This is a genomic window from Xanthobacter autotrophicus ATCC 700552, assembly GCF_043194565.1.
In the GTDB taxonomy this organism is placed as follows: Bacteria; Pseudomonadota; Alphaproteobacteria; order Rhizobiales; family Xanthobacteraceae; genus Xanthobacter; species Xanthobacter autotrophicus_F.
Genome location: NZ_JBAFVS010000024.1, coordinates 33,095 through 58,791 on the forward strand (window position 1 = coordinate 33,095; position 25,697 = coordinate 58,791).

Sequence of the window (25,697 nt, forward strand, 5' to 3'; positions counted from 1 at the left end):
CCCCATGGCCACCTATACCGCCCCCGTCGCGGACATCGCCTTCCTGCTGCAGCGGGTGTTCGGCTTCGATGCCCTCATGGCCGGCCTGCCCGGCTACGAGGAGGTCAACGCCGAACTCGCCGTCAGCGTCATGGAGGAGGCTGGCAAGTTCGCGGCCGGCGTGCTGGAGCCCCTCAACCGCCCCGGCGACGAGGAGGGCTGCACCCTCGAGAACGGCGTCGTGACCACGCCGAAGGGCGTCGCCGCCGCCTATCGCGCCTTCGCCGAGGCTGGCTGGTGCTCGCTGTCCGGTGATCCCGAATATGGCGGCCAGGGCCTGCCGCGGGTGCTGCAGATCCTGCTCGACGAGATGCTGTCCTCTGCGAACCTGTCTTTCGGCCTGTTCCCCGGCCTCACCCGCGGTGCGGTGGAGGCCATCGGCCATCATGGCTCCGACGAGCTGAAGGCCACCTACCTGCCGAAGATGATCTCCGGCGAATGGACCGGCGCCATGGCCCTCACGGAGGCGTCCGCCGGCACCGACCTCGGCCTTCTCTCCACCCGCGCGGTGCCGAATGGCGACGGCTCCTTTGCCATCACCGGCACCAAGATCTTCATCTCCTCGGGCGATCAGGATTTCGGCGGCAATATCATCCACCTGGTGCTCGCCCGCCTGCCCGACGCGCCCAAGGGCGTGAAGGGCATCAGCCTGTTCCTCTCGCCGAAGGTCCTGGCGAATGCGGACGGCAGCCTCGGCGCGCGCAATTCCATGAGCGTGGGCGCCCTGGAGCACAAGATGGGCATTCACGCCCAGCCCACCTGCGTGATGAACTATGATGGCGCCACCGGCTTCCTGGTGGGCGATCCGGGCCGTGGGCTCAATGCCATGTTCACCATGATGAATGCGGAACGTCTGTTCGTCGGCGTCCAGGGCCTCGGCATCGCCGAGGCGGCCAACCAGAAGGCCGTTTCCTACGCCAAGGAGCGCCTGCAGGGCCATGGCGCGGACGGAGCGCCGGGACCGGTTCCCATCATCAACCATCCCGACGTGCGCAAGATGCTGCTCACCGGGCGCGCCTTCGCCGATGCGGCGCGCGCGCTCGCGGTGTGGACAGCGCTCCAGATGGACATCGCCGATCATCATCCCGACGAGAAGGTGCGCAACGAGGCCGATCTCCTCGTGGCGCTGCTCACCCCGGTGGTGAAGGCGGCCTTCACCGATTTCGGCTTCGAGACCGCGGTCGCCTCCCAGCAGGTGCTGGGCGGGCACGGCTACATCCGCGAATGGGGCATGGAGCAATATGTGCGTGATGCCCGCATCGCCCAGATCTATGAGGGCACCAACGGCGTGCAGGCCATGGACCTCGTGGGGCGCAAGCTCGGCCTCGACGGCGGCAAGCTGACCGGGCGCTTCTTCACCCTCATCCGCGCCGAGCTCGACGCCGCGCTGCCGACCGCGGGCGAAGGGCTGGTGACGCCGGTGGCCGAGGCCCTCGCGCGGCTGGAGCGGGCCACGCAGCGCCTCGCCGAGACCGGCGGCGGCGTGGAGGCGGGGGCCGCCGCCACCGACTATCTGCGCCTGTTCGCCCTCGTTGCCTTCGGCTGGATGTGGGTGCGCATGGCCGCCGCCGTGCCGCCCGCCGGCGCGGCGACGCCTGTGGAGGCGCGCAAGGGCGCCCTTGCCCGGTTCTTCGTCCAGCGCATGCTGCCGCAGACGCTGGGGCTGGAAGCCGCCCTTGCGCACGGCGCGACCGCGCTCATGGCGCTTCAGGCCGACGCCTTCTGAAGATCTGCCCGAGACGACCGACGCCCGGAACCAACGCACAAACACCAAATAACTGGAGGGAAGCGATGCTCGGAACCATGATGGACGTGCCGCTGCTGTTGTCCTCGATCCTCAAGCATGCGGAGGCGTATCACGGCGACACCGAGGTGGTGTCCGCCACGGTGGAAGGCGGCCTCCACCGCTACACTTATGCGGATCTCGCCCGGCGCAGCCGCCAGCTGGCCAATGCGCTCGCCCGCATGGGCCTGAAGACCGGCGATCGCGTCGGCACGCTGGCGTGGAACGGCTACCGGCACATGGAGCTGTATTACGGCGTCTCCGGCTCCGGTTTCGTGTGCCACACCATCAACCCGCGCTTGTTCCGCGAGCAGATCGCCTACATCATTGAGCATGCTGGCGACAGCGTGCTGTTTTTCGACCTCACCTTCCTGCCCGTCATCGAGGAACTGGCGGAACAGCTGAAGGACCTGAAGGCCGTTGTCGCAATGACGGACGAGGCGCACATGCCCAAGTCGGACATCCTCGCCGAGAAGCTGCCGGGCCTGAAGTGCTACGAAACCTTCATCGCCGCCGAGCCGGACAGCTTCGACTGGCCGACCTTCGACGAGAACACCGCCTCCGGCCTGTGCTACACCTCCGGCACCACGGGCGACCCTAAGGGCGTACTCTATTCCCACCGCTCGTGCGTTCTGCACGCCATGGCGATCGCCACACCCGATGCGCTGGGGCTCTCCGCCAACGACGTGATATGCCCCATCGTGCCCATGTTCCACGTCAACGCCTGGGGCCTGCCCTTCGCCGCGCCCATGGTGGGCGCCAAGCTGGTGCTGCCGGGCGCCAATCTCAACGGCTCTAGCCTGCATGCTTTATTTGAGGCGGAAGGGGTGTCTTTCACCGCCGGTGTGCCCACCGTGTGGCTCGGCCTGCTCGACTGGATGGACGCCCACGGCCACGCCTTCTCCTCGCTCAAGCGCGTGGTGATCGGCGGCTCGGCGACGCCGCCCATCATGATCAGCCGCTTCCACAAGATGGGGGTGAAGGTGCGCCACGCCTGGGGCATGACGGAGACGAGTCCGTTGGGCCTTGCCGCCGCCCTCAAGCCCAAGCACGAGGCGCTCGACCCGGAAGCGCGGCTCGCCCTCGAATGCAAGCAGGGCCGCCCCCTGTTCGGCATGGAGTTCCGCGTGGCCGGCGCCGACAGCAGGGACGTGCCCCGCGACGGCAAGAGCTTCGGCGCCATGTTGGTGCGCGGGCCGTGGGTGGCCGGCGCCTATTTCAACACACCCCACAGCCCCGCCCACGAGGAGCAGCCCGGCTGGTTCAACACCGGTGACGTGGTGACCCAGGACGCGGACGGCTTCATCCAGATCGTGGACCGCACCAAGGACGTGGTGAAGTCCGGCGGCGAGTGGATCTCCTCCATCGACCTGGAGAACATCGCCCAGGCACACCCCGCCATCCAGGAAGCGGCCATCGTGGCGAAGCCCGACACCCGCTGGGGCGAGCGCCCGGTGCTGGTGGCGGTGCTGAAGCCTGGCACCAGCTTCACCCGCGCCGACATGTGCGCCCATTACGAGGGCAAGATTTCCAAATGGAGCATCCCGGACGACGTGGTGATCGTGTCCGAGCTACCCCACACCGCCACCGGCAAGCTCTCCAAGAAGGCCATCCGGCAGATCGTCCTGGAAAACATCGGGCGGCTCTCGCCGGACCTCGGGTCCTGACCGGCCGATGTTAGCCGGGGCACTGGTCAGTACCCCGGCTAACGCTCGCCGCGCGACGCATCGAGGAGGTTGTCGCGGATGTTTCCGGCCGTGACGATGTGGACCGCCAAGGGCAGGACATTCTTCGACATCAGCCAGCGCGGATGCTCGTAGACCGATGCCGGCTCCCAGCCGGTATCGGCGAATATGGCGCAATCCGGCATCGGCTCGACGATGCCATGCGCGGCCATTAAAGCCAGGGTCGTGGATTGGACGCCGGCGCCGAGGCTGAGCACACGCAAGCGGATCGGGGATGGCGATGCGCCATCCCCTTCGACGATTGGAGCGCGGAACATCAGGCCGCCTCCAGCATCGTCTCGGCTTGCGGCTGCAGGCCGTGCAGGTAGGTGACAGCGCGCTGCGCGTGCGCAGCTGCCTGGAAGATCGCCCGCTTGTCATCGGCGAGGACCTTCAGCCAGCTTCCAAGGTACGCGGCATGGTCAGGCCGTGGTTCCAGCTCGGGGACAATTCCGAGATCGCGCAGAGGAGCGCCGAACCAATCTCGGCGAGTTCCTCGCGCGCCCTCTCGGAATGATCCTTCGCGTAGCGGCTGAGATCTCGGCCGACGCGGCGAGGGTCGGCGCGTTCCTTGCGGGTGAGGATGCAATGCGCAAGCTCGGCGCGCAGTTCCGGGCGGTCAGATTTGTGAAACGCCAGGGAAGCGGCTTAGAGTAGATTGCATTGATCCGCCGGCTGCGGTGGCCAGCTAGATCCTCGGTACGATCGGATGATCTGCCAATGCCGCGAATGGCACCGAATTAGCGGCGATCCAGAGAATTGACGATTGTTTGAGACCGGCAATTTCCACGGCTGTGCCTTCGAGCACGACTTTCATGGAATGACATCCCACCAAGTCATCCGCTTCAACGCGCATTAGAAATGCATTGCATGCAACACGAAGAAGCGCGCTTCCCACTTCAAAGTTTAGGAGCAAATCGGTTCCACTACGATTTATACTCGTACATAGCTCCATTAAGCTTACGTAAATTCGATCGATAGACATATCTCCTTTTTGCACCAGTATACTTGATTCAAATATAAATTTCCGCATATATGCCTCCTTCCACGCCCCTGTCGTTGAAATCGCATTTTGTGAATGCACTGCGCATTGAGTTAGCATATTTTCCGAATTTACGAGCGAATCTTGTGCAATTCAATCAAACATATCTTTCTCAATGTGTATTGAGATCGAATCATCCCGTCGAGAATAGATTACACACACTCGATTTCCAGCGGTAACGTTCAGAAGCTTGCTATCGCTGTTGCTCTTTTTGTCCATAGTCCAACCCATCGTAACCGCCGTTCTCAGGCCACGGCCTTGAGTGGCGCGGGGGCATAGGCCCAGGGCAGCAGGTCATCTAGAGCATTTTCTCCTTACACCGGTTCATATCCGGCGGCCTCGAAGTAGTTCTGGCACTCGCCGGTCGTGAAGGCCGGAATAGCTTCGGCAAAACCTCGAAGCCCCCGGCGTGATCGGAGCGCTTGACGATCTGCAGGGTCCAGGAGCCGATCCTGGTCAAGCGTCCCTTCAGTTTCTCGCCGCCGTAGCCCCCATCGGCGAAGACATGACGCAACCAGGGATAGCGATGGCGGATCGAGCTCAGGACCTCGACGGCCCTGTCTCGATCCTGGATATCGGCACCGTGGACGACGAGCCCGACCAGATGGCCAAGCGTGTCGGTGACGATGCGGCGCTTGCGGCCCTTGATCGCCGAGGGCATGTTTGACTTCGCGACCCCGGCGTGGGCACCGACCGAAGCCGATTCCCCCCGCGGCATCCGCTGGATTCCGCTCGATCCCAACAACAAGAAGGGCTGGGCCGCCCGTCACAAGGTGCTGCCCATCATGGGCCCCTTCGAGGAGGACATCGCCGCCGGCCTGAAGAAGGGTGAGAAAATCTCCATGGCCGCCTACCGCTACCCGGTGGTGGCGACCTTGAAGGACAAGTCCGCCGCCGACGTCTATGCGTTCATCAAGGCGCTCGACGAGACCTACGGCCTTTACAAGAAGACCACGGCCATCATGAGCCGGTGGTCGCTCCAGCAATCGGGTCATTCCCGGCTCGATCTCCCCTTCCACGAGGGCGCGGTGCGCAATCTGAAGGAAAAGGGCATCTGTACCGCCGAGGATAAGGCTTGGAACCAGGCCCGCATCAAACGTCTGGATGCGCTGGCGGCAGCAGAGCAGGGCCATGCCGCCGATGATCGAATAGACCAGCATCTGGATCGAGAGGTCGATCCCGAGCATCGAGCGCGGGTCCACGAAGGCGACGTAATTGGCGTAGAAGGCGCTGCAGAGCGCCGAGATGCCGGCGCTGAGCATGAAGCAGCGCAGCTTGTAGGCGCGCGCATCGACGCCGAGTGCTTCCGCCGCCTCCTCGTTGTCGCGCAGCGCCCGCCAGTAATAGCCGGTGCGGGAGGTCAGCAGGTACTGCCTGATCGCCAGCGCCGCGATCAGCACCGTGCCGATGATCAGCCCATAGGGCCATTTGTCGAAGAACTGCAGCATCAGCAGACTCCTCCGAGGAGGTCGGCAGGATGAGCCCCGTCCGAGCGGCCGAGCGCGGCGCTGGCCGAGACCGAGAAGAACGCCACCTCGTTGAAGGCGAGCGTCGCGATCGCGAAGAAATAGCCGCGCAGGCCGTAGCGGAAGCAGAGCATGCCCATGACGGCCGCCGCCGCCACCGCGATGGCGACGCCCATCGGCCAAGTCACCAGCGGCGGCCAGCCCTGCACCGAGGCACCCCAGGCGACGCTGTAGGCGCCGAGGCCGATGAAGAGCGCGTGGCCCAGCGACATCAGCCCCGTCATCTGCCGCCCTATAGTCCCGACTTCAACCCGATCGAGAATGCCTTCTCCAAGCTCAAGGCACTCCTGCGAGAGGCCGCCGCACGGACCGTTCCAGACCTCTGGCAGGCCATTGCCGCGACGATGGGTCGTTGAACGCACTTTCGCCTGGCTCGGGCGCTGCCGCAGGCTCACAAAGGATGTCGAGAGAACCATCGCTAGCGCCGAAGCTTGGATCATCGTCGCAAATCTTCGCCTCATGACAAGGCGCCTCGCAAGGTGTTGCTATCCTTCGTAGAGTGTCGAGTCTGGCACTTAGATCTTCTCCACAACAATTGCGTCAGACCCAATCGTCGACGCCGAAACACACATTTCTACTTTGACGCGTCGTCGATCGCCTTTCGAATCGAACGATAGGTCTCGTAAAAGAGAGCCCTGGCATCGGCGTAGCTCTTCTGTACAGCCTTCCAGGCTGTACTCGAGGCTTCTTCGAGCCGCGCGAGCCTAGCCTGAGCATCATCGACCTGCGCCTTCAGCGCGGCAATGCGCGCCTCGATGGCCGCGCGTTGGTCGTCCGAGACCTTATCTGCCCGTGTGCGCAGATCCTCGATGGATTGCAGCCAGACTGTCCGCCGAGCCTCCAATTCCGCCTGGAGCACAGCCCGGCGCGTCGCGAGGTCCGCCTTGGCTGCGTCCAGATAGGAATCGCGTGCCGATTGGAATGCCGCCCAACTCGCATCGAGCCCGACCTGAGCCGCACTCACCTGCGCATCGGTCCAAGATTTCGCATTGGCTATCGCCGCGTCGGCCTGCGCCCGATAGGCATCGCGCGTGTCGCGCAGCGTCTTGAGCGCCGCGTCCGCCTTGGCACGGGCATCACCCTGCAGCTTGGCAGCTTCCCGCTCCAGCGCAGCGATGGTCGCGTCGGCTTCCGCAAGGCTGTCCTGCGTCCACTGGATGGCCTGGCGGGGGACGGAGGTCTGGCCGGCCCCCTGCGCCGGAGAGGGCGTCGCAGCACCCTGGGCGAACGCGCTGGGGCCGGCGATCGCCAGGGCGGGCACCAGGATCGCGAGCCCGAAAATGTTTGAGCGCATAGTCTTCATTTTCATCTCCACTGGGGCTTCAAGAGGCCGATGGACCCGAGCGCCACAAAGCTCAGAACAGCTTGGCGAATGCGCCCTTGATCTTTTCGATCGTGCGATCGTGGACCTCCCTGGCCTCAGCGAGGCCGGTCTTCACAGCCGCCCACGACTCGTCACCGGCGTCCTTCGCTTCTCCGATCTTCGCCTGGAACTTGTCTGCCTCGTCGGACAGGCGCCGGATTGCGGCATCAAGGTCCTGCCGGGCCTTTTCCACCGTCTCGGTGGCCTGGTCGCGGAACGCCTGGAGCGAGGCTTCCCACGACTGGCGCTGCGCATCGGCTCGAGCGACCACGAGCCGACGCACCGCGCCCGCTTCGCCCGCGGCGGCCGCGAGGAAGGACTGGAGGGAAGTTTCCACCTCGACCCATTCGTCGTCGAGGGCGTCCTGCAACTCCTTGGCGCCCTGCTTCACGTCGTCGGCCTCGGCGAGCAGCCGGTCGTACTGCCTGCCGATGGTGAGGCGGGACTCCTTGAGTTTGACGAGAGCCTGCTCGGCCTCGGCCCGGACCTTGCCCTCCAGTTCGGCCGAGGATTTTTCCACCTCGCCAATGATGGCATCGAGCTCGTCGAGGCGTTGCTTGACCCAGACGATGGTCTCGTGCGGGTAGGATTGGTCACTCATGACGTCTGTCCTTTCGGGTGCTGAAGCTAAGATGACGGGGCCTGAAAAGGCGGCCGCAGCCGGGGATCACCGTGGCTGCGACGCGCGGAGAAAATCGCTGCGGCACAGATCGCGGACCATGTCCTCCATCTGCCTGACATAGCCGGCCTGGATGCTCTCCCCGTCCATGCCGCGCAGCATGATGCCGCGCAGGAAGCGGAAGCCGATGATGGCGGTGACGATGGCGCTGATGCGCAGCCGCAAGGTCGCTTCACCGGGCTTTTGTCCGGAGATTACGCTTGCGGAGCGGATGAGGCGGTCGAGCAGCGGCGCTATGGCCTGATCGTGGATGAGGGCAAAGGCATCGTCGTTGTCGTAGGTGCAGCGCCCCAGGAACGACGTCCAGGAGTGCGGCTCGGCATCATCGAGAACGATGTGCAGCAGGTGGATGAGCGCCTTTTCGAAGCGGCTGGCCGGATCGGCGTCCGCAGGTTCATCCAGCAAGGCGGTGACTTCCGCGAAGCGACCCCGCGCATAGTCGGCGATCATCTGCGCCGCCGCGAGATACAGCTCTTTCTTGCTGCCGAAATGATACGGGATGGCCGACAGGTTCGCGTTCGCGGCCTTTGCCAGGGCGCGTGTGCTCGCCCCCTCATAACCCACGGCGCCGACGACCTCGATCGCCGCCTCGATGAGATGCTCACGGGTTTTTGCGCTCCGGGCGTCGTGACCACTCTGCGATGTGGTTTCTGTTGCCATTGCATTTTCCTCGTCCAACAATTAGTTCATTCGAATGAACTTATCAAGACGCCGAACGTGCGATCATGGCCGGCCCACTCCCGATCGAAAACACGGTTGGTGATTCAAAAGGATCAGTCATGTCACCCCTGAGCTTCGCCACGCCGTCCGTGTTTAGGGCGCAGTGCTCTGCCCTCTGGGACGTCCACCCCCAGGCTGAGCAGCATCGCGCCGACAGGAAAGTCGGCTCCTCCAGCAGGCCGGGGGACGAGTGACATGGCGCCGATGTCCCGTGCCGCCTGCCTCGCGGCCCTGTTCCTGTTCGTCTCGTCCGGGGCCGGCGCGGCCGCGGCGGAGCCTTCCTCCGAAAAGCCCACGGGCCTATCGGCCGTGCCAATCGAGGAAACCAATGTCCCGGTGATCTATAGCATTCCCGGCTCAGTCGTCTCCGACGGGCGCATCGCGATGTCCTCGCGGGTGGTGGGCTTCATCCAGCAGCTCGACGTGCGCGAGGGGCAGAAGGTGTCGCGCGGCGACCTCCTCGTGCGCATCGACCCCTCCGACATCGACGAGGCCATCCGGCAGGCGGAGGCCGGCGTGCGGGCGAGCCGGGAGGATCTCGACGACGCCAGGCAGGACGTGGAAAAATATTCCAAGCTCGCCGTCACGGGCTCCGTCGCCGCTGAAACCTTGCGCAAGGCCAAGGTGCGCGTGGATGTCGCCCAGGCGGGCCTCGACAAGGCACAGTCCGCGCTCGCCGCCGCCAGGGCCCAGAAAAGCTATGCCACCATCACCAGCCCCGTGGACGGCGTGGTGGTAGCCGTCACGCGGCGCACCGGCGAGATGGCGACCGCCGGCACACCCTTGCTGACGGTGGAATCGCGCGAAGTTCTCCTGTTCAAGGCTTTCGTCGCGGAGAGCAAGCTCAGTGAGATCAACCCGAAGGCCACGGTCCAAGTGCGGATCGATACGCTGAAGGGCAAGGTTTTCCAAGGCCGCGTGCGCGGCATCGTACCGTCCGGAGACGACATCACGCGGCGCTACGAGATCAACGTGATCCTGCCCGCCGACCCGGCGCTGGTACCGGGCATGTTCGGGCGCGCGGACTTCGTCTTCGGCGCCCGCACGGCGCTGCTCGTGCCGCGCGCCGCCATCGTGCGTCGCGGCGGGCTCGACGGGGTGTTCGTGCTGGACGGCAACTCGGCGCGGTTCCGCTGGCTGCGCACCGGCAAGGAGATCGACGAGGCCGTGGAGGTCAATGCCGGGCTCGCGGCCGGCGAGACCGTTCTCGTCGGCGCCACCGACACACTGCGCGACGGCGCGACGGTCAACGTGGTCGCGGGGACGAAATGAGCACGCCGCGTCTCAACATGGCCGGGCGCCTCGCCCAGACCTTCATCACCTCCAAGCTCACCATCGTCTTCATCATCGCGGTGGCGCTGATCGGCGTTGTGGCGGTGCTGAAGACCCCGCGGGAAGAGAACCCGCAGATCATCGTGCCGGCGGCCCTCATCACGGTGAGCCTGCCCGGCGCGTCGGCGTCCGAGGTGGAGCAGCTCGTCGTCAGGCCGCTCGAAGGCATCATGAGCGAGATGTCCGGCGTCGACCATGTGGAGAGCACGGCGCAGAACTCCCTCGCCATGGTCCAGGTGCAGTTCAAGGTGGGCCAGCCGAAGGAAGAGTCGCTGGTGAAGCTCTACGACCGGGTCCTGGCGAGCCGCGCCCGCCTGCCGGCAGACGCGAGCACGCCCTTCGTGCGCAGCATCGATGCGGACGACGTGCCCATCGTCACCGTGACCCTCTCCTCCCTGCGCTATGACGACTATGCCCTGAAGCGGCTCGCCGAACGCATGGCGGAGCACCTGCGCAGCACGGACAACGTCTCCGTCATCTCGGTGAAGGGCGGGCAGACGCGAGAGATCGCCATCGAGCTCGATCCCGACCGCCTTCAGGCCTTCGGCGTGACGCTGAGCCAGGCCTATCTGGCCTTCGGCGCCAGCAACCTCTCCGTGCCCCTTGCGCCCACCGTGCGCGGCGGAAAGGTGGAGGCCATCAAGCTTTCAGCCGACTTCACCTCCGCGGACGACGTGCTGAACCAGATCGTGGCCATCCATGATGGCCGCCCGGTCTATGTGCGCGACGTGGCGACGCTGACCGATGGTCCCCCGCCTGAACTCTCCACCTTGAGCCGCTTTTCCTTCGGCCCCGGCGACCCGCGCTTCGGTGGACCGGACGCGGCAGATCTACCGGCAGTGACCATCGCCGTGGCCAAGAAGAAGGGTGCCAATGCCGTCACAGTGGCCAACGCCGTCATCGACCGGGTGACACAGATGCAGGCGACGTTCGTGCCGAAGGACGTTCAGGCGGTGGTCACCCGCGACGACGGCGAGAAGGCCGATGCCGCCGTGAACCTTCTGCTCGAGCACCTCCTGATCGCCCTCGCCACGGTTGGGCTTGTCCTGATCTTCTTCCTGGGCTGGCGCGAGGCGTTGATTGTGATGGTGACGGTGCCGCTCATCCTGTCCATCACCCTTGCGGCCGACCTTCTCGGCGGCGTCACCATCAACCGCGTGACGCTGTTCGCCCTCATCCTCGCCCTCGGCCTCCTGGTGGACGCGGCCATCGTGGTCATCGAGAACATCCACCGCCACTACGGCGCAAAGCGCTCCCGCGCCAGCAAGGAGAAGATGACGGTCGAGGCCACCAACGAAATCGGCAACGCCACCAATCTCGCCACCTTCGCGGTGATGCTGGTGTTCGCTTCCCTGTTCTTCGTCACCGACATGCCGGGCGAATATTTCTATCCCATCGCCTACAACGTGCCCATCGCCATGGCCGCATCCGTCCTCGTGGCCTACATCGTCACGCCCTGGGCGGCCAACCGGTGGCTCCACCGCCATGAGGTGCAGGAGGAGGACGCCCACGCGGAAGCCGCGCATCACGGCGAGCCGGGGTGGATGGAGCGCCTCTATCTTCGCCTCATCGCGCCCCTCCAGCACCGGCGCGGCGTCCGCCGTATCTTCGCCGCGGCCGTGCTCGTCCTGATGATCGCCTCCATGATGCAGGGGGCTTGGCACTTCGTTCGCCCGTCCGGCGTCGCCGGCCCGGTCTCGGCGCTGGGCGTGCCCCTCGGCTTCCTGCCGAAGGACAACAAGAACACGTTCAACGTCGTCATCAAGACACCGGAGACGACGCCGATCGAGGTCACCGACCGCTTCGCGCGGGAGATCATGGCGCTGCTCGCGACGGAGCCGCAGGTCGCCAACACCCAGAGCTGGATCGGGCAGGCGGGCGTCGAGGATTTCAACGGCCTGTTCAAGGGCACGGCTGGCCGCGTCGGCAGCAACATCGCCGAGATCCGGGTGAACCTCACCGACAAGCACGACCGGTCGGAAAGCTCCATCGACATCGTGCGCGATTTGCGACCCAAGGTGGAGGCCCTCGCGAGGGCCTATCCCGGCACCCAGGTCTCCCTGGTCGAGGACCCACCCGGCCCGCCGCTGCGCTCGACCGTCCTCGCCGAGATTTACGGCCCGGATTCCGAGGGGCTGCGGGCGCTGTCGGCCGGGGTGCGCAAGGCCTTCACGGAAACCTACGACGTGGTCGATCTCATCGACACCGAGCCGGAGGACGTGCGGGAGCACCGCATCGTGCCGGACAAGGAGAAGGCCGCCCTTTCCAAGGTCTCCACGGCGCAGATCGCCGAGGCCCTCTCCCTCATCTACGGCGGCAAGGTGCTGAGCCGCGCCCATCTGCCGGACGAGAAGGACCCGGTGGATGTGCGCGCCTTCGTGCCCCGCCGCTTCGAGGTGGACCCGACGCGGCTCGACCGCGTCTTCGTCGACAATGCGGATGGGAGGCCAGTGCCGCTTTCCGAACTGGTGACAGTGATCCCCGCGGAGGCGGACCGCCCCATCCTCCATCGCGACAACGAAAAGGTGACCTTCGTCGGCGCGGAACTCTCCGCCTCGGTGCCGCTCTACGCCGTGCTGGACCTGCAGCGGCGCCTTTCCGGCATCACGGCGCCGGACGGGCAGCCGCTGCGCACCGGCAATCTCGGCTTCGTCCAGGACGTGCCCGACACCATCGGTGGCTACCAACTCCTGTGGGGCGGCGAGATGCGCATGACCCTCGACATCTACCGCGACATGGGCGTGGCCCTGGGCGGCGCCCTGCTCATGGTCTACTTCCTGCTCGTGGCCTATTATCGGTCGTTCCTCATTCCCATGATCGCCATGTCGTCAGTACCGCTCGGCATCATCGGGATCTTCCCGGGCCACTGGCTGGTGGGGGCGGATTTCTCGGCAACTTCCATGGTGGGCATCATCGCCCTGTCCGGCGTCGTGATCCGCAACTCGCTGCTGATCATCGACTTCATCCAGGACAATCTGAAGCACGGCATGCCTCTCGATGTGGCCGTGCGGCAGGCCGGAGCCGTGCGCCTGCGCCCGATCCTTCTCACCACGCTCGCCATCATCCTGGGCTCGGCGATCATGGTGACGGACCCGGTCTTCGGCGGGCTCGCCATCTCCCTGATTTTCGGAACGGTGGTATCCACGGCGCTCACCGTGTTCGTCGTTCCCATCCTCTATGATCTCGACGCTCGGCGGCGGATGCGCGGCACCGAAACCGAAACTCGAAAAGACACACCGAAGGTCGAAGCCACACGTTGACGGCTCGGACACGCCGGATCCGAATAGGCCAGACAGGATGTCTGCAACCATGGGGCCTGTACCGCTCATGTCGCGGACGAAGATCCAGGAGTTCGCCTTTCTCGCCACCATCGTCCTCGTGACGGTGGCGTTCCTCTGGCTGCTATCGCCCTATTACGGCGCGATCTTGTGGGCGGTCATCCTGGCGATCTTGTTCGATCCGCTCCAACGCGGGCTCGAGAACCGGCTCGGCAGCCGGCGCAACCTCGCGGCGGCACTCAGCGTCCTGGCCTGCGTCTGCGTCGTCGTCATCCCCGGCACACTGATCCTCGCCGCCCTCGCCAACGAAGCCGCCAGCCTCTACACCCGCATCGGCACGCGCGAATTCGATCCAGGCACAATGCTCGCGCAGCTCCAGGGGGTGCTGCCGTCCTTCGTTTGGAGGGCCCTTGCCGCGCTCGATCTCGGCGACATGGCTCAGCTCCAGACCCGGCTGACATCGTTCCTCCTCGAATTCAGCCAGACCCTCGCCAACAGGGCGGTCATCATCGGGCAGAACACGGCCCAGTTCATCATCAGCCTCGGGGTGATGCTTTACCTGCTGTTCTTCCTGTTCCGCGATGGCGTAGCCCTTGCCGCCCGTATCCGCAAAGCCAGCCCCCTCGGCGCGCGCGAAACCGACCAGTTGCTCGAGAAGTTCACCTCGGTGGTGAAGGCCACAGTCAAGGGCAATGTCACCATCGCCGCAATCCAGGGCGCCATCGGCGGAGTCACTTTCGGGATGCTGGGGATCCAGGCCGCGCTCCTGTGGGGCGTCCTGATGGCCGTGCTCTCGCTCCTCCCCGCCGTGGGCGCCGGACTGGTCTGGGTGCCAGCGGCCGCCTATCTGCTGCTGACCGGCGCCTATCTGAAGGGCGCCATCCTGCTCGTGATCGGCACGCTGGTGATCAGCACGGTGGACAACGTCCTGCGGCCAGCTTTGGTGGGGAAGGGCACCATGCTGCCGGACTACGCCGTGCTCATTTCCACTGTGGGCGGGCTCTCGTTGATCGGCATGAACGGATTTGTCCTCGGCCCGCTGATCGTCGCTCTGTTCGTTGCTGTCTGGTCACTTCTCAACCATGACGAACCGTAGGCTTGCGGTACAGCGCGGTTCGACGTTCACCGCCAGCCCACTTCGGGCCCCGGTTGAGGGCCATGCAGGACCCGCGTGCATGGCAGCCCCGAGACCGCGGCCAATTATCCAAACTCCGTGGCTATGGCCACTCCTGCGAGGCAAACGCGTCGCCCTGAACTGTATCTTTGGTTTTTTCTCAACGACCTCTCCCCTGGCCGATGGAATTACCGCCGGCGGATTTGGCCATTGACGGTATATGAAGTGTCGATCGAACCACCTCACTTCATCATTGAGCCGCTGTTGCCGAACAAGCCGCGCGGGGTGGCTCGGGCGGACGACCGGATGGTGCTGAACGGCATCTACTGGCGCCTTCGCACGGGCTCGCCGTGGGCCGACATCCCCGAACGCTACGGGCCTTCCACAACCTGCTACAACCGTTTCGTGCGATGGCGGAAGATCGGCGTCTGGGATCCCATCTTCGATGCGGTGTCGAAGGCCTACGACGGCGACATCCAGATGCTCGATTCCACCACCATCCGCGTCCACCAGCAGGGGGCGAACGGCAAAAAGGGGGGAGCTTCTCGGCGCTCGCCGCCGCTCGGAACCCAGCGTCTGGACGCAGAACGGGAGCTTCTTCAGCGCCATGGCCGTCGTCACCTTCGGCGGGGCCTATGCCGTCCTTGCCTACGTGGCCCAGGCGGCGGTGCAGACCTTCGGTTGGCTCGCCCCCCGGGAAATGGTGGACGGCCTCGGCCTCGCGGAGACCACCCCCGGTCCCCTCATCATGGTGCTCCAGTTCGTGGGTTTCCTGGCCGCCGTCCGGACGCCGGGGTCGCTCGATCCGCGTCTCGCCGGATGCCTCGGCGCCCTCCTCACCACCTGGATGACGTTCGCGCCGTGCTTCCTCTGGACCTTCCTCGGGGCGCCCTATGTCGAGGCGCTGCGCAGCAACCGGGCCATATCGGCGGCTTTGTCCGCCATCACGGCGGCCGTAGTCGGCGTGATCATGAATCTCGCCCTCTGGTTCGCGCTCCACGTCGTGTTCCGCGAAGTCCGAACGGTTTGGTTTCTCGGCATCGGCGTGGACCTTCCTTTTCCCGACACCGTCGATTGGCGGGCGGCTGTTCTTTCCCTTGCGGCGATGGTCGCTATGCTCCGGTTTGAGATTGGAATGTTGCCAACCCTGGCAGGTTGTGCACTGGCAGGCGTGGCGCTTCGGCATCTGATAGGCTGACGCCTCACCTCACGATGGGGCTTAAAAGGCTTGATGGCACTGCTAAGCTTTGGGGTACTTGGCATAGGCGAGCCGGTCACACTGCTATTTAGGTATCCGTCGCACTGCTGCCAAAAAAAGCGGTAGGCCTAGGATGGAAGTCAAATCTCAAACCGTGCAAAGATCGATGCTTTGCCATTTTAGAAGCCAAATTCTGGATGAATATCTTGGATTCGCCCATGGCGTATCTCGGATAGCGCGCGAAAGCATGCCGAAGTGACGAACAGCTCTTCGATCAATGAAACAGTATTCGACCCTCCGATTAGCTCCTCGCGCTACATCTCTGGTCCGGTGTGCCGATGCGGATCGAAATAGATCTCTGACACACGAAATCGCCCCCCTGCTCTCCTGCACTGAACGATGACGTCGATCGCGATCTTCAGCAGGTCGCGGATATCGCTCCGCTCGAGGTCGTGCCCACCATCAGATTCCTTCACGAGCAGCGTAAGCTGCTCGAACGCCAACCTGGCGGAATCGGCATGCACGGTGGTGATCGAGCCGGGATGTCCTGAATTCACGTTGCGGATGTAATAGAAGGCGGTGCCGTCGCGGAGCTCCTGCAGCAGGACGCGATCCGGACGCATACGCAAGGATGCCTCCAAAAGCTCCTTCGCCCCGATCTTGGCCAGCCCCTGCCCGTCCTTCGAATAGAACAGCCGCACATGGTTATCCTGCGGGATCACGAGTTCGGGCGTGTCCTCGATGGTGATCAGCCGTTCGTCTTCGGGGATATGTTGGATCAGCGCCTTCGAGAGCGTGGTCTTGCCGGACCGCGTCGCGCCCGAAATGATAATATTCTTTCGAGCGAGCACCGCCTCCCGCAAGAACGGCATGTAGCTTCCGGCTTGGTATAGCTCGAGCAGCCTGGCGTCGGCTGCCGAGAGCTCGTCGGGGATCGGACTGACTTCCGAGAAGAGGCCGGCGGTTTCGAGATCGTCGAGCGTCAGCGCGACCGCGGAGGGATTGCGGAGCGTGATACTCACCGTGCCTTTAGGGGTGGCGGGTGGAATGACGATCTGGATGCGATGCTCATCGGGCAGGGTGGCTGAGAGCAGTGGGTGAGCTTCGTCGATCGCCTGGTGCGAATAGCTCGCTACGGCCCGCGCGAGCCGCATCAGTTTCTCGAACGTGAGATCCGGCGTTGCGTGCGTGCGCCACCCGTCGGGACCCTCGGTGAGGACGGTGCCTGGGCGGTTGATCACGATCTCGTAGAGCGTCTCGTCGCTGAGGAATTGCGCGAGAGGGAAAAGCAGGTCGCGGACGACGCCGACATCTGCTCCTTCTGTCATCCCCCTCCCCTCGCCTATTTTGTGACGAGCGTCGAACGCCGGCTGAAGTCGCCGAGCACGCCGCGATCGTAGATCGTGTTGCGCGGCTCGGTGACGCGCAGGCCGTAGACGCCAGAGAAATCCAGGTCCCGGGCGACGAAGATCGACACCAACTCGCCCTGGTGTTTCTCCAGCGTCGGCGGGATGTTGATGGACTGCTCGACCGCGATGGCGGCCGCCTGCTGGCCGGCATTGGCGCTGTTCTGGACCTGGATGTCGCCCTGCTGGAGCTGGCCCTGGGCGTAGTTGGCGGCATCGCCGACAATCGAAAGCAGCAGAGCGCTGCCGAAGCGCTCCCACCAATGAGTGTCGACATAGCCGTCCATGCCGGCCCGGCCCAAGGCGTCGGTGGCCGGTGATGCGAGGGTGATGATCACGCCTTTCGGGGTCTTGGCGCGATTCCACAGCACGAAGAGGCGGGCCTGCCCGCGGCGCAGGCCACCACGGTACTCGCCCACGACCTGCGTGCCCTTCTCCATCATGACGACACGGCCATTGTCCGAGAGCACGTCGCGATTGATGACACAGCTGGCGAAGCCGGGCTGATCCGAGGACAAGGCGGTCTCGAGGATGCACGGGATCGACGTGCCCATGGCGATGATGAAGTCCCGGTTGCCCAGGGTGCCCGCCCGGGACCCTTCGAGGTGGGTTGGCGTCATCATGCGGCCGAAGCGCTGGTCCTCGTTTTCGGCCGGCCCGTTGAAGCCGTCTCCAGCGCCATTCAGGGGTACATAGTTGGAGCTGACGTCAGGCGGAGCGCCGGCAGCTTGTTGCCGGTTCTGTGGGCCGCGCTGTGCCCCGTACGCCATCACCGGAGCGCGGCGGGCGGCGTCGAGCAACGGGTCGTCCGCCGGGGCGGCTTGCGGCGTGACGACCGGCGTCGGCAGCTTCACCTCCGGCATGGCCGCAGGCTGGCGGGCCGGCTCAAAATCCGTGGTCTGCCGGATGACGACACGCTCGGGCTTCTCAGCGTCCGTCCGCGGTCCTCGATCTCGCATCGACCACAGGGCAAAGCCGACGAATGCGATGACGGCCAGCACCACCGCTCCGCGTTTCAGGAGCGGGTTGTCTTGCCGCCGTCCAGTGACGGACTGACCACGCTCTCCCGGCACGCCGCTTTCGATATCGTCCGCCATCGCCCGCCCCCTATTGCGCCTTCGGCGCCGATTGTGGTTTCACGATCCGCTCGACCGAGGGAGACGTCGTGTTGGTGCCCGGGTTGATCCCAACCCGGTCATAGGCTTCGTTGAAGATGCAGAGCACATCGCCGCCACGTCGCAGGATGAACTTGCGGCTGATGGCCTGGACGAGCACCAGGTCGCCCTCGACCGATTTCGGGACCAGGCTCTCCGTGCCGTCGGAATTCTCCATGTAAATGGCCGGCATCTCCTGGTTGCCGGTGAAAGCGAAGGTGGTCAGCTTGCCATTGTCGTAGACCGCCTCCGGCTCGAGCGCGGCCGAGCCCTGCGCCGAGTAGCGCCAGTTGCGGGGGCCATATTGCTCATGGAAGGTGAGCACCTTGTCGGCATAGCCGGCCTGGGCGGCCTGAGCCCTTGCCGCTGCCTCCTGGCGCCGGCGCCCGGCCTCGTCGGCGGGATATCGATACTTCACATAGAAGTAGGTGGGCTGTCCCGAGGCGACCGAGCCGTCGCGCACCGTGAGCTCCATCTGATAACTGCGGGTCGATCCATTGCGCCGTGTCGTCACCACCGAGATGTTGGTGACCGGCTGGTTCTCGCGCGGCTTTAGGAACAGGATGTTTCCGGCGGGTGCCACCTCCCAGGCCACTGTGTTGCCGAGCGCCACATGAGCGATTTCCTCGTCTTCGGCGAACTCGACCTGGACCGAGGAGCGCAGCGAGCCCACGATCTTGGTGATGTTGTAGGGCTCGTAGTCGACGAAGCGGACCCGGTTGTCCTGGGGTGCGCTGCTGGGCGTCTCCAGGGCATTGGCAGGGGTGACGAGGCAGGCCCAAGCCACCACGAAGATGAGAGCAGCGCGCTTCAATTGATGGCCTCCGGGTCGGCCCGGTACTCGCTCACGACAAAGCCGAGCGGATTGACCAACCGGTCCGTCGCGGACATGGGCGCGTTGACATAGGCGAAGGTCAACGTTGCCACCCAATGGGTGGTGCGGACATCCTCTCCGCGCGTGACGGTGCGGATGTAGCGGACCGACACCACGTGAGGGTTGATCAGCGAGATCGAGACGATGTTGATCCGGGCAGTGGCGCTGCGGACATAGATGTTCTGGGGAGATTCCGGATTGCTGCCGCGATAGAGCGCGGCGAACCGTTGCTGCTCGGCCTGGGTGGAAAGAAGGGCGACGGTCCGGAAGTTCTCTTCCGCCTCGCTCCAGACATAGGCCTCCCGCGCCCGGACGTATCGCGCCGCGAAATACTTGGTGACGGCCTCGTCGTAGGTTCCGGCGGTCGCGGTCAGGGCCGAGACCACATCGACGATGCCTGTGGAATTGTCGACCCTGACGACAAAGGGCTGCACCGTCTTCAGCGGCGTCAGACCCGCAACCGCGAAGACCGCGGCCGCCGCCAGGATGCTGGCGCAGATCGCCACGAACCAGGCGACCCGGGTCGAGCGCTCCGCCCGGATCATCCGGTCCTGATCGAACCGGCGGGCTTTCTCGAAATAACTTTTAAGGCTTTCGTTCGTCACCATCACCCCTGCCCCGCGCAAGATCGGTAGGAACCGGCGCTGTCGAGATGCGCGAACGGGCCAGTTGGCGATGCCGGCGCCTCATCGGCAAATGCCGTTGCGCGGTTCGGCGCCAGGGGCGCTGCGTCCGACTGCGCCTTCACGTTGCTGCTTTCCTCCCACTGCCACATGGCGCGGTTAAGCGGCCGACGCGCGTAGCCGTCGCATTTAGGCAAGGGATAGGACAGCGATGCACAGCCGCTGAGAGCCGACGCCATGCAGAGCAATAGGAACGAACGCAACATGCACCCACCCGGCTGTGAAAATGATTCTCAGGAAACGGCGTCACCCAGCCCCGCCCGATCCGAAGTTACGTCCCGCCGCGCGGACACCCCGGCCGACGGCGCGGGCCGCATACCGGGTGCTCCGGGCGATCGTGCCTTCATGCGCGTCGCGCGCGGCGCCGTAGCCGTAGGTCAGTGATGCTCCGCCTGCGGCAAGCGCGGACGCGATGCCGGGGAGCTGGTAGAAGACGTAGAGAGCGGAAAGCGCGATGGCGCCGAGCGCGATCGGACGCATCAGCACGTCCGCATAGGATTCCATGGTGGCGAAGGTGGCATCGAGGCAGGTCACCAGGAGCGATCCCACCGCGACGACGAGCACCTGCAGGATGACGAAGTTTGCCATCTGGCCGATCCACGCCTCGGTGAACCGCCGCGTCGACTGGAACATGGCCAACGCGACGAAGATCGGACCTATGGCGAGGACGATGGCGAGCGCGACGCGGGCATAGAGTGACACCACATAGCCAATCGCCGCGACGATGAAGGTCATGACGATGACCACGAGCCCTGCCGCGCCGGTCAGGATGTCGACCGGCCAGGACCCTTTCGCCCAGATGTCGTTGGCGGATTTTTGCCCCTTGTCGAGGAGGGAATCGAAGGCGGAGGCGCTCGGCGCCGAGCCGGTGTTGAGGGCGCCGGAGATCTCAGTGGGCAAATCCTCGAAGAACACCTTCGAGACATAGGTCTGATAATTCGAGGCGTTCTGCACCAGCATCAGGATGATGGCGAGCTTCATCGCCCGGAATGCGAATTCCATGATCGGCTCGGGAATCGAGCCGCGCAGGACGAGGAAGCCGTAGAGGATGACATAAAGCGTCAGCGCGATGGTCAGCGGCCCCGTCACCCAGGAGCTGATCCCCGATGTCCCCGAGCTGATGAAGTCCTCGAGCGGCGTCTTGAACTGGTTATCGAGGAACGAGAAGACCTGATACATGCCCTACCCTCCCAGCGCCTTGTTCATGCGCTGAAGGCGGGCCTTGCCATCCGCTTCGGTCGCATTCTCGCAGTTGGGGATTGCGGCGAGCTGCCCCGGATTCTCGCGGCACTTCGCCAGCTGCTCGGCACGCAAGGCATCATCGGCGAGATAGTCGCTGACGGTGTAAGTCCCCTCCCCCGGCTCGAAGCAAGCGGCAAGAGGAAGCATCAGGAGGAACGCCGTGATCCGCTTCATGGCAGCGCCGCGTTCATCGTGTCGATGCGCTTGCGCCAGTCCTCGGCCTTGCGCTGGTCGTCCACCTGGGCCTGGGCCTGCTGCACCATGCGCAGGCCTTGCATCCGCACCACATCGATCTGTAGGAACGCCGCTTCGGCTTGGAGACGCGCCTGCAGGTCCGCCACGTCTTTCGAGGTGCCGGCCGATGCGATCTGCTGCCGGAGCTGGTCGATGCCGTCGATCCGCTTGGTGGCGGCATCATAGATCTGCTGGCCAAGGCTCATCTGGCCGGCGTTCTTCTTCTGGATCCGAGACAGCTCCTGCGCGTAGAAATCGTTGGCGCTGGTCTGGTAGGTGGAATTGTCCTGCAGGAACTTGGACGCGGACTCGCCGAAGGCGCCTGAACCGGAGCCCTGGAGCAGGCCTTCGATCGCATTGAAGTCCTGGGGCAGCGCCTTGCGGATCGCGGGATCGTTGAGCACGCTCGCGACGTCGGCCATGTTTGTCAGCTTGTTCAGCGAACCGTAAAGCTGCTGTGCCTGCTGAAGCTGCTGGTTCAGGGTGTCGAGCTGCGACTTGAGCTGCGCGATGCTCTCCAGCTGCTTGGCGAGGGCTGCTTGGTCGATCACCGGAATGCCTTGGGCGTTGGCCGCTCCCGCGAAGATGCAGAGCGCGGCTGCGGCCGCCAACAGCATGGTTCGCTTTGCCATCAGCCGGGACTCCTTCTTTGTTGGAATAGGGGGAGCCAGTCCTCCTGACCGCTGCCGACCTCCGCACGGATCGCGTCGGCCAGCTCGACATTGGCGGTGCGGCCGGAGAGGACGGCGAGCTCGTCGTCGAAGCCAGCGAGGTTCAGCTCGGCGACGACGCTGTTGTGCCCCTGCTTGACAATGAAGCGGCGGCTTTCAGGGGACAGCTCGCGCGCGATGAGCTGATATTCCCGCTCGGTGAGCTTGAAGCCGTCCACGTAATCGGCGTGGCTGCCACGCGGGTTCGGCATGAAGATCTGGGTCGGGCACTGCTCGATGATGGTGTGGGCGATCGGCGAGGCGATCGCATCGCGTGGGCTCTGCGTCGCGAAGAGCATGAGGCCGCCCTGCTTCCGGATGGTCTTGAGCTTGTTCTGGGCGAGGTCGCGAAATCCCTCGTCCAGCAGCGCCTTCCAGAACTCGTCGATAACGATGATGATGCGGCGGCCGTCGATCAGCTGCTCCACCCGGTGGAACAGGTAGGCCATGAGCGGCGTGCGGATCTCCTCATTGTCGAGGAAATCCGTCATGTCGTAGCCGAGGAACTTGGCGCCGATCCCAATGTCGTCGGTCTCGTTGTCGAAGACCCAGCCGAGGGGCCCTCCCCTCTCCCAACGCCGCAGCCGGGCGGCAATGCCCTCCGGGTCGGTGTTGTTGAGGAAGGTGCGCAACGCGCCGATGGTGCGCCGCTGGACCGGGAGGTCCGCGAGGCCGTCGACGGCGCCGGCGATGTCGCGCAGGTCACTCACGGAAAGCTCGCGCGACTTTGAGCCGACGAGCTTGGCGATCCATTGCGCCAGGAACACCTTGTTCTCCGGCGTGAGCTCAAGCCCCTTCAGCGGCGCGCAGCCGGTTGGCGTCCCATTCTTCAGAGGCAGATACGTGCCGCCCGCCGCCCGCACGAAGAGATCGGCGCCACGGTCCTTGTCGAAGAACACCATGTGGGGATCGTGCTTCTCGAGCTGCGAGAGCATGAAGTTCAGGATAACGGTCTTGCCGGATCCAGAGGGGCCGCACACGAAGGTGTTGCCGAGATCGCCATGGTGGAAGTTGAAATAGAACGGCGAGCCGGAGGCCGTCTTCAGCATCGCGACGGCCGGCCCCCATTCATTGCCGTCCTTCCGGCCGACCGGATATGAGTGAAATGGCGACAGCGCGGCAAAGTTGCGCGAGGTGATCGCACCAGAGCGGGCCCGGTAGCGGAAATTGCCAGGCAGCTGCGCCCACCAGGCGGCTTCGAGGCCAAGGTCCTCGCGTGCCACGACGGCACCGCCGTTGGTCAGATGAGAGCGTGCCTTCGCCAGATTGTCGGTGAGGTCCTTCACCGATGGGGCGAAGACCGACAGCGTCAGGTGATGCTCGCCCAGCACGAAGCGATTGGATTCCAGTTCGTCCAGGGCGCCATCGAGGTCATCGACCTGCGAATTCGCCTTGTCGCCGGCGCTCACCATCTGGTTCTGCTTGCGTCCCAGGATGGTCCGGGCATCGGCCTTTGAGGCGAACGCGAAGGACTGCGCCAGGATGAGCTCGAACGGCGTGGTGAGGACGCCCGCGAGCATGCCGGGCCTGGTCCGGGCGGGATATTCCTTGAAGCTGAAGATCCCTGCATACCGGGTCTCAGCCTCATGGCGGATCTCCACCGTCTCGCGACCGATGATGACGCGGTCGGAATAGATCGCTGACGAAACCCGCCCCTCCGTGAGGGGCACTCGTTCCCGCCGGCCGCCGATGATCTGGTGCAGGACCTCACTCGGCTCGGAAAACAGAAGACCATCGTGTTCGTAGAGGGAAAGAACACGTGGCTGGAACCGCTTGAGGCCGGCCGTCACGTCGGTGACCTTGTCGCGCAACTGCTTGAGCGCCTCCTCGTCGAGCTCTACGCTCCCGCGGCGCGCCCGGCGAAGGCGGCCCAGGAGCTTCGAGATCTTCTCAGCGGGATCGCGGGTCGGATACCACAGCAGGGTCAGATAGAGGTCGTTGCGGAAGAGATCCTCCTCTACCATGCGGGCGCGATATTTCGCGTTCAGGGCAGCGGAGAAGGGATTGGCAAACGCTCCCTCGGGATAGTCGTTGTCGCGACGACGGAGGATGTGGGTCCAAAGCGCGAGGCGTTCGTCCGCGAGGTTGCGGTAGAGCGTGTTGAGGTCGCGATGAAGGCCGTTGAGTTCGAGCGGATCGGCCGTCTCGAACGATATGCCGTCGAGGGCAATCATGACCATCAGCGCCCGGGAATCGAGCGCGATCGTCGTCTCGTCCACGTGACGGACATACGGGATGAAGGTCTCGGGCTCGAGCTCGCGGGTTTTGAGAATGACGACGTTAGGCAAGGCCAAGGTCTCTTTCGTCGTAGCGCCTCACGAGCTTGAGGGGGGTCAGCGTGGTGCCGCCCCAGAAGGCCCCGTTGCGCGACCGGCCGCGAGTTTCGATCCACGCCATCAAGACGCGAAACATGTTGTGGTCATGCTTCACCAGCGTCTTGAAGACGAGATGGAAGACGATGCCGACAAGGGCGTAGGCGATCGAGCCCGCAAGGATATAGAGGATCGTCGTCAGGATGACGTTGATGCCCATGGCCTCCATCGTCACGCCGGCGACCATGGCCGGCCGCGTGCAGGCCAGGAACAGCGTGTCCTCCTCAAGCGCCACGCTCTCCGCCATGGCCGTCACCCGCCGGAGATCGTCGTGACGAGCTGGGCGGCGCCGAAGATGATGCCGATGCCCAGCACCACATAGGCGGCCTTGCGCAGGTCGAGATAACCGAACATCCAGGCGATACCGACGACGATCACGGCGATCGTCGCGAGGAGCTTGGCGACGTTGCCCGTGAGCAGGGTGACGATGTTCTGAAGGACTGTCTCGATGCCGCCGGACGCCTGGGCGAATGCCGGCTCGGCCATCCCGATCGCGAAGACGCCAGCCATCAGTATGATGGCTAGGGCTGGACGCACGCGCACTTTTTCACTCATTCGGCTCACTCCGATTGTTCGTTCTGGAAGACGAGAACGGAGGACGTCCGCCCTGTCGCAAAAACATCCCAGGGCGCTGGCTTGGCATCGCGACGGGGGCCGGGCGACGCGGCAGCCGGCGGTGCCGATGCGGGTCCCTCCCCCACGCGATCTTTCGAGGCGGACGTGTTGGCTGGGTTGATCGCCAGCGAAACCAGCGTGGGCGCGAGGCGCGTTGCCTCGTCACGCACCTGCTTGTCGTAGCCGACCATCTCGCCAACCGAGGCGTCGCCGCGACCGTAATAGGCTTGCAGCATCATGGTGGCTGCATGCCCGGGGCTGACACCTCTGCCCATCGCCACACGGTAATAGCGGTCGAGCAGTCGGGCGGTCGCCTTGAGGTTCAGGCAGGGGTCGAATGCGTCGGCGACCGTGAGTTCGAGACGGCCAAGATCGTCGGCATTGATGCCGCCAAGACCGAGATCGACATCCTGGCGTTGCGCGATAAACGTGGTGGCCAGCTCGATGGCCTCTGCCTTGGTGTTCGGCGGGTCGCGCAGGGGCGTGCCGCTGTTGATGCGGATGGCGAATGGCGCGAAACCGCTTTCGAGGCTCACGACCGCCGAGAGGGTCTCGACCTGAACGGTCGGCGCGCAGGTCTGCGCGAGATCGGCGAAGGCAACGGGCATG

Annotated in this window: 22 protein-coding genes and 8 pseudogenes; 9 read left to right on the forward strand and 21 right to left on the reverse strand. The window is 64.7% G+C overall.

The window, feature by feature from the left end:
* Nucleotides 1-4: 4 nt before the first annotated feature.
* Both V5F48_RS20075 and V5F48_RS20080 read left to right on the forward strand, forming a co-directional pair.
* Nucleotides 5-1,765, forward strand: coding sequence for an acyl-CoA dehydrogenase (locus V5F48_RS20075; RefSeq protein WP_394025564.1), 1,761 nt, complete (start codon nt 5-7; stop codon nt 1,763-1,765).
* Nucleotides 1,766-1,830: 65 nt separating this feature from the next.
* Entirely contained in the window at nt 1,831-3,489 is a 1,659-nt protein-coding gene (locus tag V5F48_RS20080) for a long-chain-fatty-acid--CoA ligase (protein ID WP_394025563.1), read from the forward strand.
* Between the two features lie 41 nt (nt 3,490-3,530).
* Here V5F48_RS20080 and V5F48_RS20085 read toward each other — a convergent pair.
* The 6 genes and pseudogenes from V5F48_RS20085 to V5F48_RS20110 all read right to left on the reverse strand — a co-directional run.
* Nucleotides 3,531-3,824, reverse strand: a pseudogene (locus V5F48_RS20085) (hypothetical protein); the annotation flags it as partial.
* Nucleotides 3,824-4,110, reverse strand: a pseudogene (locus V5F48_RS20090) (zincin-like metallopeptidase domain-containing protein); the annotation flags it as partial. The pseudogenes V5F48_RS20085 and V5F48_RS20090, both read right to left, overlap by 1 nt.
* Before the next feature lie 124 nt (nt 4,111-4,234).
* The gene (locus tag V5F48_RS20095; protein WP_348842176.1) at nt 4,235-4,363 is read right to left on the reverse strand and encodes a hypothetical protein; all 129 of its coding nucleotides are present in this window, start codon (nt 4,361-4,363) and stop codon (nt 4,235-4,237) included.
* A gap of 607 nt (nt 4,364-4,970) precedes the next feature.
* Nucleotides 4,971-5,237, reverse strand: a pseudogene (locus V5F48_RS20100) (transposase); the annotation flags it as partial.
* 511 nt (nt 5,238-5,748) lie between these two features.
* Nucleotides 5,749-6,036 (reverse strand): annotated as a pseudogene (locus tag V5F48_RS20105) (ABC transporter permease subunit); the annotation flags it as partial.
* Nucleotides 6,036-6,326 carry a hypothetical protein gene (locus V5F48_RS20110; protein ID WP_394025562.1) on the reverse strand — a complete coding sequence of 97 codons (291 nt, stop codon included), beginning with the start codon at nt 6,324-6,326 and terminating at the stop codon, nt 6,036-6,038. The pseudogene V5F48_RS20105 and the gene V5F48_RS20110, both read right to left, overlap by 1 nt.
* A 9-nt stretch (nt 6,327-6,335) precedes the next feature.
* Between V5F48_RS20110 and V5F48_RS20115 the strand changes: the two are divergent.
* Both V5F48_RS20115 and V5F48_RS20120 read left to right on the forward strand, forming a co-directional pair.
* Nucleotides 6,336-6,470: pseudogene (locus V5F48_RS20115) on the forward strand (transposase); the annotation flags it as partial.
* Nucleotides 6,448-6,612 (forward strand): annotated as a pseudogene (locus V5F48_RS20120) (transposase); the annotation flags it as partial. The pseudogenes V5F48_RS20115 and V5F48_RS20120, both read left to right, overlap by 23 nt.
* 76 nt (nt 6,613-6,688) lie before the next feature.
* Here V5F48_RS20120 and V5F48_RS20125 read toward each other — a convergent pair.
* From V5F48_RS20125 to V5F48_RS20135, 3 genes are all read right to left on the reverse strand, one after another.
* Complete coding sequence (locus V5F48_RS20125; protein ID WP_394025561.1) at nt 6,689-7,417, reverse strand: sll1863 family stress response protein; 729 nt, start codon at nt 7,415-7,417, stop codon at nt 6,689-6,691.
* A 52-nt stretch (nt 7,418-7,469) separates the two neighbouring features.
* On the reverse strand, nt 7,470-8,078 hold the full coding sequence (locus tag V5F48_RS20130; RefSeq protein ID WP_394025560.1) for a hypothetical protein: 609 nt from the start codon (nt 8,076-8,078) through the stop codon (nt 7,470-7,472).
* Nucleotides 8,079-8,144: 66 nt separating this feature from the next.
* The gene (locus V5F48_RS20135; RefSeq protein ID WP_394025559.1) at nt 8,145-8,816 is read right to left on the reverse strand and encodes a CerR family C-terminal domain-containing protein; all 672 of its coding nucleotides are present in this window, start codon (nt 8,814-8,816) and stop codon (nt 8,145-8,147) included.
* A gap of 255 nt (nt 8,817-9,071) precedes the next feature.
* On the opposite strand from V5F48_RS20135, the gene V5F48_RS20140 reads away from it, so the two are divergent.
* The 5 genes and pseudogenes from V5F48_RS20140 to V5F48_RS20160 all read left to right on the forward strand — a co-directional run.
* Complete coding sequence (locus V5F48_RS20140; RefSeq protein ID WP_394025558.1) at nt 9,072-10,148, forward strand: efflux RND transporter periplasmic adaptor subunit; 1,077 nt, start codon at nt 9,072-9,074, stop codon at nt 10,146-10,148.
* Nucleotides 10,145-13,468, forward strand: a complete 3,324-nt coding sequence (locus tag V5F48_RS20145) for an efflux RND transporter permease subunit (protein ID WP_394025557.1) — start codon at nt 10,145-10,147, stop codon at nt 13,466-13,468. Before V5F48_RS20140 ends, V5F48_RS20145 begins: the two co-directional genes overlap by 4 nt.
* A 67-nt stretch (nt 13,469-13,535) precedes the next feature.
* Entirely contained in the window at nt 13,536-14,582 is a 1,047-nt protein-coding gene (locus tag V5F48_RS20150) for an AI-2E family transporter (RefSeq protein ID WP_394025603.1), read from the forward strand.
* Between the two features lie 219 nt (nt 14,583-14,801).
* Nucleotides 14,802-15,137, forward strand: a pseudogene (locus tag V5F48_RS20155) (transposase); the annotation flags it as partial.
* 34 nt (nt 15,138-15,171) lie between these two features.
* Nucleotides 15,172-15,798, forward strand: a pseudogene (locus V5F48_RS20160) (chromate transporter); the annotation flags it as partial.
* A gap of 314 nt (nt 15,799-16,112) precedes the next feature.
* On the opposite strand, the gene virB11 reads toward V5F48_RS20160, so the two are convergent.
* From virB11 to V5F48_RS20220, 12 genes are read right to left on the reverse strand one after another with little or no spacing between them, the layout of a single operon-like run.
* Nucleotides 16,113-17,126 (reverse strand): P-type DNA transfer ATPase VirB11, encoded by a 1,014-nt coding sequence (virB11, locus tag V5F48_RS20165; RefSeq protein WP_394025556.1) that lies wholly within the window; start codon nt 17,124-17,126, stop codon nt 16,113-16,115.
* 14 nt (nt 17,127-17,140) lie between these two features.
* The gene (gene virB10, locus V5F48_RS20170) at nt 17,141-18,301 is read right to left on the reverse strand and encodes a type IV secretion system protein VirB10 (protein ID WP_394260125.1); all 1,161 of its coding nucleotides are present in this window, start codon (nt 18,299-18,301) and stop codon (nt 17,141-17,143) included.
* A gap of 10 nt (nt 18,302-18,311) precedes the next feature.
* Complete coding sequence (gene virB9 / locus V5F48_RS20175; protein ID WP_394260126.1) at nt 18,312-19,172, reverse strand: P-type conjugative transfer protein VirB9; 861 nt, start codon at nt 19,170-19,172, stop codon at nt 18,312-18,314.
* Nucleotides 19,169-19,840 carry a VirB8 family type IV secretion system protein gene (locus tag V5F48_RS20180; protein WP_011993182.1) on the reverse strand — a complete coding sequence of 224 codons (672 nt, stop codon included), beginning with the start codon at nt 19,838-19,840 and terminating at the stop codon, nt 19,169-19,171. The genes virB9 and V5F48_RS20180 overlap by 4 nt, the downstream gene beginning before the upstream one ends.
* Entirely contained in the window at nt 19,840-20,121 is a 282-nt protein-coding gene (locus V5F48_RS20185) for a hypothetical protein (RefSeq protein ID WP_394260127.1), read from the reverse strand. Before V5F48_RS20185 ends, V5F48_RS20180 begins: the two co-directional genes overlap by 1 nt.
* Nucleotides 20,122-20,161: 40 nt before the next feature.
* Complete coding sequence (locus V5F48_RS20190) at nt 20,162-21,094, reverse strand: TrbL/VirB6 family protein (RefSeq protein ID WP_011993184.1); 933 nt, start codon at nt 21,092-21,094, stop codon at nt 20,162-20,164.
* Between the two features lie 3 nt (nt 21,095-21,097).
* Nucleotides 21,098-21,331 (reverse strand): EexN family lipoprotein, encoded by a 234-nt coding sequence (locus tag V5F48_RS20195; RefSeq protein ID WP_394260128.1) that lies wholly within the window; start codon nt 21,329-21,331, stop codon nt 21,098-21,100.
* Complete coding sequence (gene virB5, locus V5F48_RS20200) at nt 21,328-22,023, reverse strand: P-type DNA transfer protein VirB5 (protein WP_394260129.1); 696 nt, start codon at nt 22,021-22,023, stop codon at nt 21,328-21,330. The genes V5F48_RS20195 and virB5 overlap by 4 nt, the downstream gene beginning before the upstream one ends.
* A complete protein-coding gene (locus V5F48_RS20205) occupies nt 22,023-24,389 on the reverse strand; it encodes a VirB4 family type IV secretion/conjugal transfer ATPase (RefSeq protein ID WP_455685408.1) in 2,367 nt (788 codons plus the stop codon). Before V5F48_RS20205 ends, virB5 begins: the two co-directional genes overlap by 1 nt.
* A complete protein-coding gene (locus V5F48_RS20210; RefSeq protein WP_348842463.1) occupies nt 24,382-24,720 on the reverse strand; it encodes a VirB3 family type IV secretion system protein in 339 nt (112 codons plus the stop codon). Before V5F48_RS20210 ends, V5F48_RS20205 begins: the two co-directional genes overlap by 8 nt.
* Nucleotides 24,721-24,725: 5 nt before the next feature.
* Nucleotides 24,726-25,028, reverse strand: a complete 303-nt coding sequence (locus V5F48_RS20215; protein WP_011993189.1) for a TrbC/VirB2 family protein — start codon at nt 25,026-25,028, stop codon at nt 24,726-24,728.
* A 5-nt stretch (nt 25,029-25,033) separates the two neighbouring features.
* Nucleotides 25,034-25,696: a lytic transglycosylase domain-containing protein gene (locus V5F48_RS20220; protein ID WP_394025551.1), complete on the reverse strand. Its 663-nt coding sequence runs from the start codon at nt 25,694-25,696 to the stop codon at nt 25,034-25,036.
* Nucleotide 25,697 lies beyond the last annotated feature (1 nt).

Bases quoted from the DNA above. Each gene is read 5' to 3' on its own strand.
- V5F48_RS20075 (WP_394025564.1), top strand. From the start codon at position 5: ATGGCCACCTATACCGCCCCCGTCGCGGACATCGCCTTCCTGCTGCAG.
- V5F48_RS20080 (WP_394025563.1), top strand. From the start codon at position 1,831: ATGCTCGGAACCATGATGGACGTGCCGCTGCTGTTGTCCTCGATCCTC.
- V5F48_RS20095 (WP_348842176.1), bottom strand. From the start codon at position 4,363: ATGAAAGTCGTGCTCGAAGGCACAGCCGTGGAAATTGCCGGTCTCAAA.
- V5F48_RS20110 (WP_394025562.1), bottom strand. From the start codon at position 6,326: ATGTCGCTGGGCCACGCGCTCTTCATCGGCCTCGGCGCCTACAGCGTC.
- V5F48_RS20125 (WP_394025561.1), bottom strand. From the start codon at position 7,417: ATGAAGACTATGCGCTCAAACATTTTCGGGCTCGCGATCCTGGTGCCC.
- V5F48_RS20130 (WP_394025560.1), bottom strand. From the start codon at position 8,078: ATGAGTGACCAATCCTACCCGCACGAGACCATCGTCTGGGTCAAGCAA.
- V5F48_RS20135 (WP_394025559.1), bottom strand. From the start codon at position 8,816: ATGGCAACAGAAACCACATCGCAGAGTGGTCACGACGCCCGGAGCGCA.
- V5F48_RS20140 (WP_394025558.1), top strand. From the start codon at position 9,072: ATGGCGCCGATGTCCCGTGCCGCCTGCCTCGCGGCCCTGTTCCTGTTC.
- V5F48_RS20145 (WP_394025557.1), top strand. From the start codon at position 10,145: ATGAGCACGCCGCGTCTCAACATGGCCGGGCGCCTCGCCCAGACCTTC.
- V5F48_RS20150 (WP_394025603.1), top strand. From the start codon at position 13,536: ATGTCGCGGACGAAGATCCAGGAGTTCGCCTTTCTCGCCACCATCGTC.
- virB11 (WP_394025556.1), bottom strand. From the start codon at position 17,126: ATGACAGAAGGAGCAGATGTCGGCGTCGTCCGCGACCTGCTTTTCCCT.
- virB10 (WP_394260125.1), bottom strand. From the start codon at position 18,301: ATGGCGGACGATATCGAAAGCGGCGTGCCGGGAGAGCGTGGTCAGTCC.
- V5F48_RS20180 (WP_011993182.1), bottom strand. From the start codon at position 19,840: ATGGTGACGAACGAAAGCCTTAAAAGTTATTTCGAGAAAGCCCGCCGG.
- V5F48_RS20185 (WP_394260127.1), bottom strand. From the start codon at position 20,121: ATGTTGCGTTCGTTCCTATTGCTCTGCATGGCGTCGGCTCTCAGCGGC.
- V5F48_RS20190 (WP_011993184.1), bottom strand. From the start codon at position 21,094: ATGTATCAGGTCTTCTCGTTCCTCGATAACCAGTTCAAGACGCCGCTC.
- V5F48_RS20195 (WP_394260128.1), bottom strand. From the start codon at position 21,331: ATGAAGCGGATCACGGCGTTCCTCCTGATGCTTCCTCTTGCCGCTTGC.
- virB5 (WP_394260129.1), bottom strand. From the start codon at position 22,023: ATGGCAAAGCGAACCATGCTGTTGGCGGCCGCAGCCGCGCTCTGCATC.
- V5F48_RS20210 (WP_348842463.1), bottom strand. From the start codon at position 24,720: ATGGCGGAGAGCGTGGCGCTTGAGGAGGACACGCTGTTCCTGGCCTGC.
- V5F48_RS20215 (WP_011993189.1), bottom strand. From the start codon at position 25,028: ATGAGTGAAAAAGTGCGCGTGCGTCCAGCCCTAGCCATCATACTGATG.
- V5F48_RS20220 (WP_394025551.1), bottom strand. From the start codon at position 25,696: ATGCCCGTTGCCTTCGCCGATCTCGCGCAGACCTGCGCGCCGACCGTT.